Annotated in this window: 11 protein-coding genes; 1 reads left to right on the top strand and 10 read right to left on the bottom strand. The window is 70.5% G+C overall.

Features of this window, described 5'->3' with window-relative positions; genetic code table 11:
* Positions 1-17 precede the first annotated feature (17 nt).
* A complete protein-coding gene (locus tag B7R87_RS25365) occupies positions 18-794 on the top strand; it encodes an SDR family NAD(P)-dependent oxidoreductase (RefSeq protein WP_040913913.1) in 777 nt (258 codons plus the stop codon).
* 62 nt (positions 795-856) lie between these two features.
* On the opposite strand, the gene B7R87_RS25360 is transcribed toward B7R87_RS25365, so the two are convergent.
* The 10 genes from B7R87_RS25360 to B7R87_RS25315 form a co-directional block, all read right to left on the bottom strand.
* Positions 857-1,090 carry a hypothetical protein gene (locus B7R87_RS25360; RefSeq protein WP_006346194.1) on the bottom strand — a complete coding sequence of 78 codons (234 nt, stop codon included), beginning with the start codon at positions 1,088-1,090 and terminating at the stop codon, positions 857-859.
* Between the two features lie 131 nt (positions 1,091-1,221).
* Complete coding sequence (locus tag B7R87_RS25355) at positions 1,222-1,692, bottom strand: Dps family protein (protein ID WP_040913912.1); 471 nt, start codon at positions 1,690-1,692, stop codon at positions 1,222-1,224.
* 285 nt (positions 1,693-1,977) lie between these two features.
* On the bottom strand, positions 1,978-2,358 hold the full coding sequence (locus tag B7R87_RS25350) for a helix-turn-helix domain-containing protein (protein WP_006346196.1): 381 nt from the start codon (positions 2,356-2,358) through the stop codon (positions 1,978-1,980).
* A gap of 109 nt (positions 2,359-2,467) precedes the next feature.
* Positions 2,468-2,986, bottom strand: a complete 519-nt coding sequence (locus B7R87_RS25345; protein ID WP_006346197.1) for a CinA family protein — start codon at positions 2,984-2,986, stop codon at positions 2,468-2,470.
* On the bottom strand, positions 2,983-3,654 hold the full coding sequence (gene pgsA, locus B7R87_RS25340; RefSeq protein ID WP_161990807.1) for a CDP-diacylglycerol--glycerol-3-phosphate 3-phosphatidyltransferase: 672 nt from the start codon (positions 3,652-3,654) through the stop codon (positions 2,983-2,985). The genes B7R87_RS25345 and pgsA overlap by 4 nt, the downstream gene beginning before the upstream one ends.
* The gene (gene rimO / locus B7R87_RS25335; RefSeq protein WP_391118857.1) at positions 3,651-5,273 is read right to left on the bottom strand and encodes a 30S ribosomal protein S12 methylthiotransferase RimO; all 1,623 of its coding nucleotides are present in this window, start codon (positions 5,271-5,273) and stop codon (positions 3,651-3,653) included. The genes pgsA and rimO overlap by 4 nt, the downstream gene beginning before the upstream one ends.
* Before the next feature lie 129 nt (positions 5,274-5,402).
* The gene (locus B7R87_RS25330; protein ID WP_006346200.1) at positions 5,403-6,236 is read right to left on the bottom strand and encodes a helix-turn-helix domain-containing protein; all 834 of its coding nucleotides are present in this window, start codon (positions 6,234-6,236) and stop codon (positions 5,403-5,405) included.
* Between the two features lie 396 nt (positions 6,237-6,632).
* Entirely contained in the window at positions 6,633-9,431 is a 2,799-nt protein-coding gene (locus B7R87_RS25325) for a DNA translocase FtsK (protein ID WP_045852839.1), read from the bottom strand.
* Positions 9,432-9,563: 132 nt separating this feature from the next.
* Entirely contained in the window at positions 9,564-10,247 is a 684-nt protein-coding gene (locus B7R87_RS25320) for a response regulator (protein WP_006346202.1), read from the bottom strand.
* Between the two features lie 332 nt (positions 10,248-10,579).
* Positions 10,580-16,063, bottom strand: coding sequence for a HAMP domain-containing protein (locus tag B7R87_RS25315; RefSeq protein ID WP_187144529.1), 5,484 nt, complete (start codon positions 16,061-16,063; stop codon positions 10,580-10,582).
* Between the last annotated feature and the right edge of the window lie 226 nt (positions 16,064-16,289).

Below are 16,289 nucleotides of genomic sequence, written 5' to 3'. Positions count from 1 at the left end.
GGTCGTACGGTCCCGGCATGCCCCTCACGGCGTACGACCTCACCGGCCGTTCCGCGCTGATCACCGGCGCTGCCGGCGGCATCGGACGCGCCTGCGCCGTGCTCCTGGCCCGGGCGGGAGCCACCGTCCACTGCGCCGACGTCGACGAGGAGGGCCTCGACCGCACCCATGCCCTGATCGGGGCCGACGGCGGTACGGCCCGCCTCCACCCCCTGGACGTCACCGACGACACCGCGGTGGCGGCGGTGGTCGACGCCGCCGTCCACTCCTCAGGACGGCTCGACGTCCTCGCCGCAATCGCCGGGATCATGCACACCGCCCCGGTCCTCGACACGGCCGACGAGGATCTCGACCGCATCCTGGCCGTCAACTTCAAGGGAGTGCTGTACTCCTGCCGGCACTCCGCCCGCGCCATGATCGCGACCGGCACTCCGGGCTCCCTGGTCACCATGGCCTCCGGCGCCGTCGACGCGGCCGGGTCCGGCCTGTTCGGCTACAGCGCAGCCAAGGCAGCGGTCGTCCAGCTCACCCGTACCCTCGCCACGGAACTCGGCCCGCACGGCATCCGGGCGAACGCCGTCGCCCCCGGCTGGGTCCGGACGCCGATGACCCACCGGGACGACCCCGCCGAGCACCGCGCGGTCCGGACGGCGATGGCGCGGCGCTCACCCCTGGGCCGGGTCGGGGAACCCGAGGACGTCGCTCACGCCGTACTGCATCTGGCCTCGGACGCATCGGCCTTCACCACCGGCCAGATCATCCGCCCCAACGGCGGTGTCGCCATGCCCTGGTGACCCCGGCCCGCCCCTGCCCGCCCAACCGGAACACACACCGCACGCGCCCGACAGGCACCGGTTCAGCCCCGCCCGGCCGCCGCACCCCGCCGGGGCCCGCGGTGGGGCGTGACGTGCACGGGCAGCAGGCCCAGCCCCCAGCCGCCCGCCGCGAGGATGCCCTCCAGCAACCCGGTCCGCTCCGGGACCAGCGCCAGCCCCAGTACGGCCCACCACCACAGCGCACCGCCCACCAGCCCGGCCAGTACGAGTCCGAGGGCGGCCACGGGCCGGGCGGTCCACCGGCGTCGCACCACGGCAGTCTCCCTCCGGACCTCACGACCTTCCCCGCCGCCGCAACCTCACGAACGCCACGAACGCCACGACATCACCGCGGACACCGGCACAGGGCACACCGGAAACGCCCGGATCCCCGTACCGCCCCGGGTCACACGCTCTCGGCCTGGAACATCCACGCATGCTTTTCAAGATCGGCGGTCAGCCCGATGATGATGTCCTGGCTCACCGGGTCCGGGTCCCCGGTCACCCCGATCCGCTCCCGCATCCGTTCGATCACCGCGCCCAGCGCGTCCACCATGATGCGTACCGCGTCGGTGTCCTTGACCCAGCCCTCGGGGACCCCGCCGATCGCGCTCTGCGCGGCCACCGTCGCGGCCCGCCCGTCCGGCGGCACCCCGATCGCGGAGCACCGCTCCGCCACGGTGTCGGAGTGCAGCCGCGCCGTGTCGACGACCTCGTCGAGCTGGAGGTGGACGGACCGGAAGCGCGGGCCCATGACGTTCCAGTGGACCTGCTTGGCCACCAGCCCGAGATCCACGAGATCCACCAGCGCCCCCTGGAGTGCCGTACCCACGCTCTTGAGGTCGGCGTCGGACAGCGGGCTCTTCACAACAGACATGCGTCCTCCACTCGGTCACCGTCCCTCCCACCATGACATAGCACCCGGGAGGGAACATTTCGACGAGTGGCGCCTGCCCCGCGCATCTGGAGGGAAACCCACCGACGGAAACCCCGGCGGGCGGACCCGGACGACAGAAGCCCCGGCACCGCCCGCCCCCCGCAGAGGACACGCAGTACCGGGGCCGAGCCCAGAACCCACAGGCCGTCCGGCGCACCCGATCCCGGGAACGCCGACAGTCCCGTCCGCGGGCAGGGCCCGCGGAATCGGCCGGCTGCCGCCGGATCAGGCCGCGACGACGTCGACGGCCTCCGCCGGCGCCTTGATGGTCACCCGCTCCGTCGGCACACCCGCCACCGACGTCACGGAGACGGAATTCAGCATCGGGCGCACCGGTGCGGGCACCGGTTCGGCCGCCGCCGACCGTGCCAGCTCGGCGAGTGAGAGTTCGTCGCTCACTTCTCGCATGAGCTCGGACATCCGTACGTCCAGCGCGTCGCAGATCGCGGAGAGCAGCTCGGAGGAAGCCTCCTTCTGCCCCCGCTCCACCTCGGAGAGATAGCCGAGCGAAACTCGGGCGGACGAGGAGACTTCGCGCAGAGTACGGCCCTGGCGCTGGCGCTGCCGACGCAGCACGTCACCCAGCAGGCGACGGAGCAGAATCATCGGTGGCTCCCTCCTCGGACCGCGTAGCCGCATCCTTCACGCCCCACCGTACCGCCTCGCGCTGCGGCCGTGCGGGGAGCGATGACGTGTTCACTCAGGGCTGCAAACATCAATTCCCCCCGTTCTGTTCCGTATCCTGTGCCCGCGCATTTCCGTGCAGTTCGCCGACGAGCAGCTCCAGCACGCTCCGTACACTCTCTCTACGGATTTCCGCCCGGCTGCCGTTCAATCGCAGCGCGGTCACTTTCTCACTCCCGGCCGGTCCCGATACGGCCACGAAGACCGTCCCGGCCGGCTGCCCGTCCTGCGGTCCCGGCCCGGCGACCCCGGTCGTGGCGATGCCCCAGTCCGACCCCAGCGCGGTCCGTACGCCCGCGGCCATCTGCCGTGCGACCTCGGAATCCACCGGGCCGCGCTGCGCCAGAAGGGTCGCGCCGACCCCGAGGACCGACCCCTTCAGGTCCGTGGCGTACGCGGTGACGGAGCCCCGGAAGGAGCGTGAGGAGCCGGGTACGGCCGTCAGCTCCGCGGCCACCAGCCCACCCGTGAGGGATTCGGCGACCGCCAGCGTCTGGTCACGCTCCGCGAGCACCTCAAGGGCTCGGCGCGCGGCCGCCTCGGCCGTCATCGCGGGTCCGGGCCCGCACCGCGCTCTTTGGCCAGCCCCCTGCGGCGCAGGGAGATCGCCTGGCGCACGTAATCCAGACCGGTGACCACGGTCAGCACGACGGCCAGCGCCATCACCCAGAAGCGGAGGGTGGCCAGGGGGCCGGTGAGCGCCAGAACGTACATTCCCACGGCCGTGCCCTGGGCCAGAGTCTTCATCTTTCCGCCGCGACTGGCCGGAATCACTCCGTGGCGGATCACCCAGAACCGCATCAGGGTGATGCCCAGCTCACGGAAGAGGATCACGCCGGTGACCCACCAGGGCAGATCGCCGAGGGCGGAGAGGCTGATCAGCCCCGCGGCCATGATCGCCTTGTCGGCGATCGGGTCCGCGATCTTGCCGAAGTCGGTGACCAGGTTGTACGTCCGGGCCAGATGGCCGTCGAAGATGTCGGTGATCATGGCGACGGCGAAGGCCGCCCAGGCCCAGGCGCGCCAGGCCGGGTCGTATCCGCCGTCCTGGAGCAGCAGGACCACGAACGCCGGTACGAGCACCAGCCGCAGCATGGTCAGCAGGTTGGCGATGTTCCAGAGGCTGGCCTGGTTGACGGCCGCAGCGCCCAGCTTGCCGCCGGGCGGCGTCGGCCGGCCGGGCCGACCGCCCCCCGCGGACGCCGGCACTCCGGTCATCTGCCCGCCTCCTCGCCGGCGGCGCGCCGACCGCCGTCCGCCGTGAACGGGCGGGCGCCGAGCCCGGTCGCGCCGGCGACCAGGGCGTCGAGTGCGGAGGCTCCCCCGGCGGTCGTTGCGGTCGCCGGGGCGGGTCCCGGCTCGCCGGGCAGACCGGTGTACTCGGCCACCAGGTCGACGCCCTCGGTGGCGACGGCCTTGGCGAGCACCATCCGGCCGGGCGCGAGCCCCTCGGCGGAGGTGAACACGATCTGTCCGTCGGTCTCGGGCGCCTGGTGCGCGGCCCGCCCGACGGCGGCGGTGCCCTCGTCGAGTCCGTCGCCGGTGCCGGTGCCGTCGGCGACGGACTCGACGAGGACCTCCAGGGTCTCCCCTAGCCGCTCGTCGGCGCGCTGCGCGGTCAGTTCCTCGGCGATCCGGGAGAGGTGTGCGAGCCGCTCGGCGACGGTGTCCTCGTCGAGCTTGTTCTCGTAGGTGGCGGCTTCGGTGCCGTCCTCGTCGGAGTAGCCGAAGACGCCGATGGCGTCGAGCCGGGCATGGGTGAGGAAGCGCTCCAGCTCGGCGAAGTCCGCCTCGGTCTCGCCGGGGAAGCCGACGATGAAGTTGGAGCGCACTCCGGCCTGCGGGGCTCTGGTGCGGATGGTCTCCAGCAGCTCCAGGAAGCGTTCGGTGTCACCGAAGCGGCGCATCGCGCGCAGCACACCGGGGGCGGAGTGCTGGAAGGACAGGTCGAAGTAGGGCGCGACCTTGGGCGTACCGGTGAGGACGTCGATCAGTCCGGGCCGCATCTCGGCGGGCTGGAGGTAGCTGACCCGTACACGTTCAATGCCGTCGACGGCCGCCAGCTCGGGCAGCAGCGTCTCCAGGAGCCGGATGTCTCCGAGGTCCTTGCCGTAGGAGGTGTTGTTCTCGGAGACCAGCATGATCTCCTTGACGCCCTGCTCGGCCAGCCAGCGGGTCTCGCCGAGGACGTCGGCGGGGCGCCGCGAGATGAAGGAGCCGCGGAAGGAGGGGATGGCGCAGAAGGTGCAGCGCCGGTCGCAGCCGGACGCCAGCTTCACGGAGGCCACCGGGCTGCTGCCGAGCCTGCGGCGCAGGGGGGCGCGCGGACCGGATTCGGGCGCGAGCCCCTCCGGGAGGTCCACGGGGGCGCCGTGTCCGGGGAGGGCCACATCGGTGGCGGACTGCCGTTCGGCGGGGCTCAGCGGCAGCAGCTTGCGCCGGTCGCGCGGGGTGTGCGCGGCGTGGATGCCGCCGCTGAGGATGGTCTGGAGCCGGTCGGAGATATCGGCGTAGTCGTCGAAGCCGAGGACGCCGTCGGCCTCCGGGAGGGCGTCGGCGAGTTCCTTGCCGTACCGCTCGGCCATGCAGCCGACCGCGACCACGGCCTGGGTGCGGCCGTGGTCCTTGAGGTCGTTGGCCTCCAGCAGGGCGTCGACGGAGTCCTTCTTGGCGGCTTCGACGAAGCCGCAGGTGTTGACCACGGCGACATCGGCGTCGGAGGCGTTGTCGACCAGATCCCAGCCGTCCGCTGCCAGACGGCCTGCTAGCTCCTCCGAGTCCACCTCGTTACGGGCGCAGCCAAGAGTGACAAGGGCGACGGTACGGCGTTCGGGCATGGGCTCAAGACTACTTCGTCCGGGCCCGCGGATTCGCCCCGAGCCTCGCCGGACGGGGGCGCCGGGCCGGCGCCCCGCCGTCCCGCCCCCGTCGTGGGCCCGTGATCCGCTCCGTACGCGGCCGTGAGGTCAGCCCGCTTCGGGGTCGCCCTTCGTGTACGAGAGCCGTTCGACCTGACCCGTCTTGAACTCGCCGTCGATCTTCTTGCCGTTCACGTACAGCTCGATGGCTCCGGCATTCCCGAGGATGAGGTTGATCCGCCGGTCGTCCTGGAAGGTGCGGGTGTCGCCCTCGGAGAGGGTGCCGTCGAAGATCTTCTTGCCGTTGGCGGCCTTGGCCGAGATCCAGCTCTTGTCCTTGACGACGGTCAGCTTGACGGTGACCTTGTCGGCGGGGGCCGCGGCGATCGCGGAGTCGGAGGGTACGGGCCCGGGGGCGTCGGTGGCCCCTCCGGACGGTTTGGCCGTCCCGGGGCCGGTCGACCGCTCGGCCTGCGGGCCCTTGGCGATCTGGCCCTTGCCGCCCTCGTCGTCCCCGCCGCTGAAGAGGGTGAAGCCGACGAAGCCGATGACGGCGACGATCGCCGCGACCATGGCCGCGGTCCAGTTGGGGCGGCGCGGCTCGGGTCGGATCCGCTCGGCCTCGAACAGCGGTGCGGCGGGGGTCGGCGCCGGCCGCCCGCCGTGTTCGGAGTCGTACTGGGCGACCAGGGGTACGGGGTCGAGCCCCACGGCCCCGGCGATCATCCGGATATGGCCACGGGCGTAGACGTCGCCGCCGCTGCGGGTGAAGTCGTCCTGTTCGATCGCCTGGACGATCGGCACGCGGACGCGGGTGGTGGCGCTGATCTCGTCGACGGTCAGTCCGGACGCGATACGGGCCTGCTGCAGCACACGGCCGATGGAAGGCCGGTCCTCCGGGACGGAAGGCCGGTCGTCTTCGGGGGAGTTGCCGATGGACACGGGGGCGCCTTTCGAGCGTGTAACCACCTGCTGGAGGTTCAGTCTACGGGTGGTACGAAAGGGTGGGGCAACCGGGCGGAAGGAGTCTGTACGCCATCCGAAGGGCCGGTGCACCGAGGGTGTCGAGGAGAGTTTCCACTGCCTCTCTCTCCAACTTGACGTCCGGGCAAGGGAAACGGTTGCTCCCTCGTCCCGCGGGGGTGCGAACGTCCCACCCGTCCCGCACGGCGGCCGGGACGCGCTCCGGCGCGTCCGCCCCCTGGGCGTGTCGCGCCGGGCGCACCACGGCAGGCGATACGGGCGGCCGGCTCCGTGCCCCGGCCCGTACCGCCCGCCGTGCGCCGGGCCTGAGCGCCGCGAGCCGTACCGCCCGGTGCCCGGTCACGGCCCGCCGGGTCACGGCGCGGACTCCCCGCGGATCACCGCCAGCACCTCGTCCAGTTCGTCCGGCTTGATCAGGACGTCGCGGGCCTTGGAGCCTTCGCTGGGGCCGACGATGTTCCGCGACTCCATCAGGTCCATCAGCCGTCCGGCCTTCGCGAAGCCGACCCGCAGTTTCCGCTGGAGCATGGACGTCGACCCGAACTGGGTGGAGACCACCAGCTCCGCCGCCTGGCACAGCAGGTCGAGATCGTCGCCGATGTCCTCGTCGATCTCCTTCTTCTGCTTGCCGCCGACGGTGACGTCGTCCCGGAAGACCGGCGCCATCTGTTCCTTGCAGTGCCGGACGACCGCGGCGACCTCGTCCTCGGTGACGAAGGCGCCCTGCATCCGGACGGGCTTGTTGGCGCCCATCGGCAGGAACAGCCCGTCGCCCTTGCCGATCAGCTTCTCCGCGCCCGGCTGGTCGAGGATGACCCGGCTGTCGGCCAGTGACGAGGTGGCGAACGCCAGCCGCGAGGGTACGTTCGCCTTGATGAGCCCGGTGACGACGTCGACGGACGGCCGCTGGGTGGCGAGCACCAGATGGATCCCGGCCGCGCGCGCGAGCTGGGTGATCCGGACGATCGCGTCCTCCACATCGCGGGGCGCGACCATCATCAGATCCGCCAGCTCGTCCACGATGACCAGCAGATACGGATACGGCGACAGCTCCCGCTCGCTGCCTTCGGGCAGCTTCACCTTCCCGGCCCGGATCGCCTCGTTGAAGTCGTCGATATGCCGGAATCCGAAGGCCGCGAGGTCGTCGTAGCGCAGGTCCATCTCACGGACGACCCACTGGAGTGCCTCGGCGGCCCGCTTGGGGTTGGTGATGATGGGGGTGATCAGATGCGGGATGCCCTCGTACGCCGTCAGTTCGACCCGCTTGGGGTCGACCAGCACCATCCGGACGTCGTCGGGGGTCGCCCTTATCATCACCGAGGTGATCAGGCAGTTGATGCAGGACGACTTGCCGGAGCCGGTCGCGCCCGCCACCAGGATGTGCGGCATCTTGGCGAGGTTGGCCATCACATAGCCGCCCTCGACGTCCTTGCCGAGCGCGACCAGCATCGGATGGTCGTCCTCCGCGGCGTCCGCGAGCCGCAGGACGTCCCCGACGTTGACCATCTCCCGGTCGGTGTTGGGGATCTCGATGCCGACCGCGGACTTGCCGGGGATCGGCGAGATGATGCGGACGTCCGGGCTGGCGACGGCATAGGCGATGTTCTTGGTCAGCGCCGTGATCCGCTCGACCTTCACCGCCGGGCCCAGCTCCACCTCGTACCGGGTGACCGTCGGTCCGCGGGTGAACCCGGTGACGGCGGCGTCGACCTTGAACTCCCGGAAGACGTTGGTCAGCGAGGCCACGACGGTGTCGTTGGCGGCGCTGCGCGTCTTGCCGGGGCCGCCGCGCTCCAGCAGTTCGAGGGAGGGCAGGGAGTACGTGATGTCCCCGGCCAGCTGGAGCTGCTCGGCCCGTGCGGGCAGCGGGGAGGGCTCGGGCGCCGGTTTCGTCAGATCGGGTACGGGGGATCCCGCGGCCTTGGCTGCGGACCGCGGCTTCGCGGGCGCGGGGTCCTCCGGCCGGTCCGCGTCCCGTGCGGGCGGCACCGGTGTCCCGGCGCGCCGCAGATCGGCGGTGACGTCCTTGGTCAGATCGGCGACCAGCGGCGACGGGGGAAGGCCATTGTACACGGCTCCGTCGAGCGCCGCGGCCGCGGCTGCCGCCACGTCGACGGCATCCATGGGCCGGTGCAGGGCGGGCTGTACCGAGCCCCGGCGGGGGGTGCGCCGCTGCGCCGGCTCCGACGGTTCGGCCCCGTCGGGGTCGTACGCCGTCTCGCTGCCGCGCCGGGCGGACGTCCGCCGCGGCCGTCCGCCGGAGCCGGATACGGAATCACGCCACTGCTCGTCGTAGCGCCGGTCGTCGTCCTCCGCCTCGCCGAAGGCGCCGGGCTCCGGTACGGGCCGGACCAGCCCCAGCCTGACCCCGAGCAGCCTCAGCCGCTGGGGAATGGCGTTGACCGGCGTCGCGGTGGTGACCAGCAGTCCGAAGACGGTCAGCAGCACCAGCATGGGTACGGCGAGGACCTCGCCCATCATGAAGATCAGCGGTTTGGACGCGGCCCAGCCGACGAGACCGCCCGCGTCCTGGAGGGCGCCGCTGCCCTCGTCCCGGCCGGGCGATCCGCAGGCGATGTGGACCTGCCCGAGGACGCCCACGACGAGCGCGGAGAGCCCGATCACGACCCGTCCGTTGGCATCGGGCTTCTGCGGATAGAGGATCAGCCGTACGGCGATCACCCCGAGCAGTATCGGCACGATCAGGTCGAGCCGGCCGAAGGTGCCGGTGACCAGCATCTCGACGAGGTCACCGACCGGGCCGCTGAGATGCGACCAGGTGCCGGCGGCGACGATCAGCGCGATCCCGAGCAGCAGCAGGGCCAGCCCGTCCTTGCGGTGGGCCGGGTCGAGCCCCTTGGCCCCGCGCCCTATACCGCGGAACACCGCTCCGACGCCGCGGGCGGACCCCATCCAGAGGGCGCGCGCCAGCCGGTACACGCCCCCGGTCGGCGAAGGCGCCTTCTTGGGCGCCGGTTTCCGTGCCGCGGGCTTCTTGGCCGGTGCCTTCTTGACGGGTGCCTTCCTGGCCGCCGCGGCCTTCTTCGCGGGCGCCGCCTTCTTGGCCGCGGGCGCACCGCTCGTACGGCCGGGGCGCGGCTTCGCGGTGCCCGCTGTGTCCTGGGAACCCTTGCCGGACGTACGTGAGGCCATGGGGGTGAGGTTACCGGTGCGAGCGGCGGTCGACACGTGTGCCCGGCGCTTCACCCCAACGTGTCGTCCGCCGGGAGGCACAAAGGTGACGCCGGATCAGCGGCGGGCTCCGGGCCCGCCGATCCGGCCTGCTCAGTTCTGCGAGGGCACCGCCGACGTGGTGCCCGCTCCCGGCTCCAGCGCGTCCAGCGCCCGGCGCAGCCCGGTCAGTTTGCGCTCCAGATGGGCGGCGGTGGCGACGGCCGCGGCATCGGCGGACTCGTCGTCGAGCTGCTTGGAGAGCGCCTCCGCCTGCTCCTCGACGGCGGCGAGCCGGGCGGACAGCTCCGCGAGCAGCCCCACCGCCTCCTTGCCCGGCGAGTCGGGCACGGCCCGGCCGCCGCTTTCGAGCTGGAGCCGCAGCAGTGCGGCCTGCTCGCGCAGTTGGCAGTTCTTCATGTACAGGTCGACGAAGACGGAGACCTTGGCCCGCAGCACCCAGGGGTCGAACGGCTTGGAGATGTAGTCGACTGCGCCCGCCGCATAGCCGCGGAACGTGTGGTGCGGACCATGGTTGATAGCGGTCAGGAAGATGATCGGAATATCGCGGGTCCGCTCCCGCCGCTTGATGTGCGCGGCCGTCTCGAATCCGTCCATGCCGGGCATCTGGACATCCAGCAGGATGACTGCGAAATCGTCCGTCAACAGCGCCTTGAGCGCTTCCTCCCCGGACGATGCCCGGACCAGTGTCTGATCGAGCGCGGAGAGAATGGCCTCCAGCGCCAGCAGATTCTCCGGCCGGTCATCGACCAGGAGGATCTTGGCCTTCTGCACCATGCCCCGTCCTCCTCGCCCCGGATGGGCGTCTCCCCGGCCTCGTGAGCGCGGGGAACGCACCGGGCGCCGCCCCAGGGAACGGCTCCCTTGCGCCGCCCGCCCTTGTGCCGGTCATGGTAGCCGCACCCCGCCCACCGCCACACCCTGTCACCGGGATGTCACTGCGCACAGAGCAGAAACGTCCCGGGAGACCAGAAGGTTCCCCGAAAACCACTGTCCCACACACCTTCAGGCAGACTCAGTCAGTAACTGACAGATAAATGATCGGGTTTACCGGTCGGTCGGCCAACTCCGTAACGGTTGCCGCTCACTCCCCGCGCACGATTCACCGGTCACCCCTGCCTCATCCACTGCTCCATCACCGACAGCAGATGATCGGGATCAACCGGCTTGGTCACATAGTCGGAAGCTCCCGACTCGATCGCCTTCTCCCGGTCGCCCTTCATCGCCTTCGCCGTCAGCGCGATGATCGGCAGCCCCGCGAACTGCGGCATCCGCCGGATCGCCGTCGTCGTCGCATAGCCGTCCATCTCCGGCATCATGATGTCCATCAACACGACCGTCACATCGTCGTGCTGCTCCAGCACCTCGATGCCCTCCCGGCCGTTCTCCGCGTAGAGCACCGAGAGACCGTGCTGCTCCAGCACACTGGTCAGCGCGAAGACATTGCGGATGTCGTCGTCGACGATCAGCACCTTCTCGTTGTCGAAGGCGAAGACCCGGCGCGGCTCCGCCGACGCGTCGGCATCCGCGTACGCCGGAAGCTGCTCCCCGACGGCCTGCACCACCTCACCCGGCGCGACGGGCCCCTGAGCCCCGTCTCCGGCCCCGCCGGCGGGCGCGGCGGGCAGTGCCGGGTTCTGCGGCAGACCGCCCAGCGCCTTCCGGCGCCGCCGGAACAGCGCCGCGGGCCCCGGGTCGCCCGGAATCATCCGCTCCGGCCGCTCCTGCGGCGCACCGGCCTCCAGCGCCGTACCGTCTCCCGCACCCCCGGACTGGGCAGCCGTCGCCACCGGGTGCAGCGGCAGATAGAGCGTGAACGTCGAACCGCGGCCCGGCTCGCTCGCCGCGTGGATCTCCCCGCCCAGCAGCCGCGCGATCTCCCGGCTGATCGACAGCCCGAGCCCCGTACCGCCGTACTTCCGGCTCGTCGTCCCGTCGGCCTGCTTGAACGCCTCGAAGATGACCCGCATCTTCCCGGCGGCGATGCCGATGCCCGTATCGGTGACGGAGAACGCGATCAGCTCCGCGTCCGGGTCCCGCAGCGAACCGCCCTCCAGCAACTGCTCCCGGATCGACGCCGGCACATCGGTCCCCGCGGGCCGGATCACGAGCTCCACCGCCCCCGAATCGGTGAACTTCACCGCGTTCGACAGGAGATTGCGCAGCACCTGCAGCAGCCGCTGCTCGTCGGTGTGGAGCGTCGCGGGCAGCTCCGGCGAGACCCGGACCGAGAAGTCGAGCCCCTTCTCCGCGGTCAGCGGCCGGAACGTGGCTTCCACATAGTCCACCAGCTGCACCAGCGCGATCCGGGTCGGACTGACGTCCATCTTCCCCGCCTCGACCTTCGACAGGTCGAGGATGTCGTTGATCAGCTGGAGCAGATCGGAGCCCGCGCCGTGGATCGTCTCGGCGAACTCCACCTGCTTCGGCGAGAGATTGCCCTCCGCGTTGTCCGCCAGCAGCTTCGCCAGGATCAGCAGGGAGTTCAGCGGGGTGCGCAGCTCGTGCGACATGTTCGCGAGGAACTCCGACTTGTAGCGCATCGAGACCGCGAGCTGCTCGGCCCGCTCCTCCAGCACCTGCCGGGCCTCCTCGATCTCGGTGTTCTTCACCTCGATATCGCGGTTCTGCTGCGCCAGCAGCTCGGCCTTCTCCTCCAGTTCGGCATTGGACGCCTGGAGCGCCTTCTGCCGGTTCTCCAGCTCCGCAGACCGCTCCCGCAGCTGCTCGGTCAGCTCCTGGGACTGCTTGAGCAGGACTTCCGTCTTGGTATTCACGCTGATCGTGTTGACGCTCGTGGCGATCATCTCGGCGATCTGGTTGAGGAAGTCCCGCTGGATATGGGTGAACGGCTGGAACGAGGCCAGTTCGATCACCCCGAGGACCTTGCCCTCGAAGAGCACCGGCAGCACGATCACATAGGCGGGCGAGGCCTCCCCGAGCCCCGAGGAGATCTTCAGATAGCCCGGCGGCACATTGACCTGGATCGTCCGCTTCTCCTCGGCGGCCGTGCCGATCAGCGTCTCGCCCGGCCGGAACGAGGTCGGCATCAGCCCCGCCGAATAGCCGTAGCTCGCCCGCATCTGGAGTTCGTACGAGGTCTCCTCCTCGCCCGACACGTCCGAACTGCCGCCCGTGGGCATCGCCAGGAAGAACGCTCCGTGCTGCGCCGACACCACCGGCGTCAGCTCGCTCATGATCAGCGACGCGACGTCGTCCAGATCGCGCCGGCCCTGCATCAGACCCGAGATCCGGGCCAGGTTGCCCTTCAGCCAGTCCTGTTCCTCGTTGGCGAGGGTGGTGTCCCGCAGATTGGCGATCATCGTGTTGATGTTGTCCTGGAGGACCTGGATCTCCCCGGCCGCGTCCACGTCGACCTTCAGGTTCAGATCCCCGCGCGTCACGGCGGTCGCCACCGCCGCGATCGCCCGCACCTGCCGGGTCAGGTTCCCGGCCATCTCGTTCACCGACTCCGTCAGATCCCGCCAGGTGCCGTCCACGTCCCGGACCCGGGCCTGACCGCCGAGCTGACCGTCCGTGCCCACCTCACGGGCCACCCGGGTGACCTCGCCCGCGAACGCCGACAGCTGGTCGACCATCGTGTTGATGGTCGTCTTCAGTTCGAGGATCTCCCCCCGGGCGTCGATGTCGATCTTGCGGGTCAGATCGCCCTTGGCGATGGCCGTGGTGACCGTGGCGATCTGCCGCACCTGCCAGGTCAGATTGGAGGCCATCGAGTTCACCGACTCGGTCAGGTCCTTCCAGGTCCCCGACACCCCCGGGACCTGCGCCTGACCGCCCAGCTCGCCCTCGGTGCCCACCTCGCGGGCCACCCGGGTCACCTCGTCCGCGAACGACGACAGGGTCGTCACCATCGTGTTGACGGTCTCCGCCAGCTCCGCGAACTCCCCGCGCGCCTCGACCGTCACCTTCTTCGTCAGATCCCCGTTGGCGACCGCCGCCGACACCCGGGCGATGTTCCGCACCTGGTTGGTCAGGTTGTTCGCCATCAGATTGACGTTGTCGCTGAGGTCCTTCCAGATGCCGGTGACGCCCCGCACCCTGGCCTGTCCGCCGAGGACGCCCTCCGTGCCGACCTCGCGGGCGACCCGGGTCACCTCGTCCGCGAAGTCCGACAGCTGGTCCACCATCGTGTTGACGGTCGTCACCAGTTCGAGGATCTCGCCCTTGGCATCCACGGTGATCTTCTTCGACAGATCGCCCTTGGCGACCGCCGTGGTGACCTCCGCGATGCTCCGCACCTGGGACGTCAGATTGTTCGCCATCGAGTTGACGGACTGGGTGAGGTCCTTCCAGGTGCCGGAGACGCCCTGCACCTCGGCCTGGCCGCCGAGCATGCCCTCCGTACCGACCTCACGGGCCACCATGGTGACCTGCTCGGCGAAATCGGACAGCTGGTCGACCATCGTGTTGATGGTGTTCTTCAGCTCCAGGATCTCGCCCCGCGCGTCGACTTCGATCTTCTGCGACAGATCACCGCGCGCGACCGCTGTGGCGACCTGGGCGATATTGCGGACCTGGTCGGTCAGATTGCCCGCCATGCCGTTCACGGAGTCCGTCAGATCGCGCCAGACCCCGGCCACGCCCGGCACCTGGGCCTGGCCGCCGAGCCGGCCCTCCGTACCCACTTCGCGGGCGACCCGCGTCACCTGGTCGGCGAAGGCCGACAGCTGGTCGACCATCGTGTTGATGGTGTTCTTCAGCTCCAGGATCTCGCCCCGGGCGTCCACGTCGATCTTCTGCGACAGATCGCCCCGCGCGACCGCCGTCGTCACCTGCGCGATCTGCCGCACCTGCCAGGTCAGGTTCCCGGCCATGAAGTTGACGGAGTCCGTCAGCTCCTTCCAGGTGCCGCTGACGCCGTCGACCCGTGCCTGACCGCCCAGCCGGCCCTCGGTGCCCACGTCCCGCGCCATCCGGGTGACCTGGTCCGCGAAGGAGGAGAGCTGCGCCACCATCGTGTTGACGGTGTTCTTCAGCTCCAGCATCTCCCCCGCCACGTCGACGGTGACCTTCTGCGACAGATCACCGTTCGCGACCGCAGTCGTCACCTGCGCGATGTCCCGCACCTGGCCGGTCAGATTGCGGAACGCGGTGTTCACCGAGTCGGTGAGGTCCTTCCACGTCCCCGCCGCCCCCGGCACCCGCGCCTGACCGCCCAGCCGGCCCTCGATGCCGACCTCCCGGGCCACCCGGGTCACCTCGGAGCCGAAGGACTGCAGCTGGTCCACCATCGTGTTGACGGTGTTCTTCAGCTCCAGCATCTCCCCGGCCACGTTGACCGTGACCTTCTGCGACAGATCACCGTTCGCGACCGCAGTCGTCACCTGCGCGATGTCCCGCACCTGCGTGGTGAGGTTGCGGAAGACCGTGTTCACCGAGTCGGTGAGGTCCTTCCAGGTCCCCGCCGCCCCGGGCACCTGCGCCTGACCGCCGAGCATGCCCTCCCCGCCGACCTCGCTGGCGACCCGCGTCACCTCGTCCGCGAAGGTCCGCAGCGTCTCCGTCATCTGGTTCACGGTCTCGGCGAGCTGGGCGATCTCACCGCGCGCGTTCACCGTCACCTTCTGCGACAGATCACCGCTCGCGACGGCCGTCGTCACCTCGGCGATCGCCCGCACCTGCGACGTCAGGTTCCCCGCCATCGTGTTGACGGAGTCCGTCAGGTCCTTCCAGACGCCCGCCACCCCGGGCACCTCGGCCTGACCGCCCAGCAGCCCCTCGGTGCCCACCTCGCGGGAGACCCGGGTGACCTCCGACCCCAGCGACTGCAGCTGGTCCACCATCGTGTTGACGGTGTTCTTCAGCTCCAGCATCTCCCCGGCCACGTGCACCGTGACCTTCTGCGACAGATCGCCCTTGGCGACCGCCGTGGTGACCAGCGCGATGTCACGCACCTGCGCGGTCAGCCGCTGCGCCATCGTGTTGACCGAGTCCGTCAGGTCCTTCCAGGATCCCGACATTCCGCGGGCCTGGGCCTGGCCGCCGAGCTTGCCCTCCGTACCCACTTCGAGTGCGACCCGCGTCACCTCGTCCGTGAACGCGGACAGCTGGTCCACCAGGCTGTTGACCGTCCGCGCCACCTTGAGGAACTCCCCGCGCAGCGGCCGTACCACCCCGTCCGTGCCCTGGGACCGCAGCTCCATCCGCTGTTCGAGATCGCCGTCGGCCACCGCCGACAGGACCCGGCCCACCTCGGACACCGGCCGCGCCAACTCGTCCACCAGCGCGTTCGACGCGTCGATCGCGGCCGCCCAGGACCCTTCACAGGCCCCGGTCTCCAGCCGCTCGGTGAGCTTGCCCTCCCGTCCGACGACCCTGCGGACGCGCGCCAGCTCACCCGTGAGGTGCAGATTCCGGTCCGCGACCTCGTTGTAGACGGCCGCGATCTCGGCCATCACATCGTCGCCCGACACGGTCAGCCGCTTGCGGAAGTTCCCGTCCCGCATCGACGTGAGCGCGGCCAGCAGCCGGTTCAGGGCGACCGAATCCACCTCGGTCGTCCCATTGCTCCGGGACCGTCCGCCTTTTGCGCGCGTGTTTTTCGCCCGCGCCGCCACGCCAGACTCCACCGTGTCCCTCCCGCAGGGGTTGACCGTACTATCCGAGCTCGTATCGGGTGAGTGTCCAGTGTTTCACCCGTGCCGAACCAGGCCATAACAGTTCGGCAGCTTCGCACAACGTCCCCGCCCCCACAGGGCGGAAACAACGGCGACCGGCACCCGCTCGGACTGCGAAGGTAAGTAACCTGGCATCCGGCTGTCCAACCGCCCCGGTCCGCCCGGCCGGGGCGACTCG

It is taken from the genome of Streptomyces tsukubensis, from assembly GCF_003932715.1.
GTDB lineage: Bacteria > Actinomycetota > Actinomycetes > Streptomycetales > Streptomycetaceae > Streptomyces > Streptomyces tsukubensis.
Note: the sequence above shows the minus strand (reverse complement) of the source record. Positions and strands in the feature narration are given on the sequence as shown.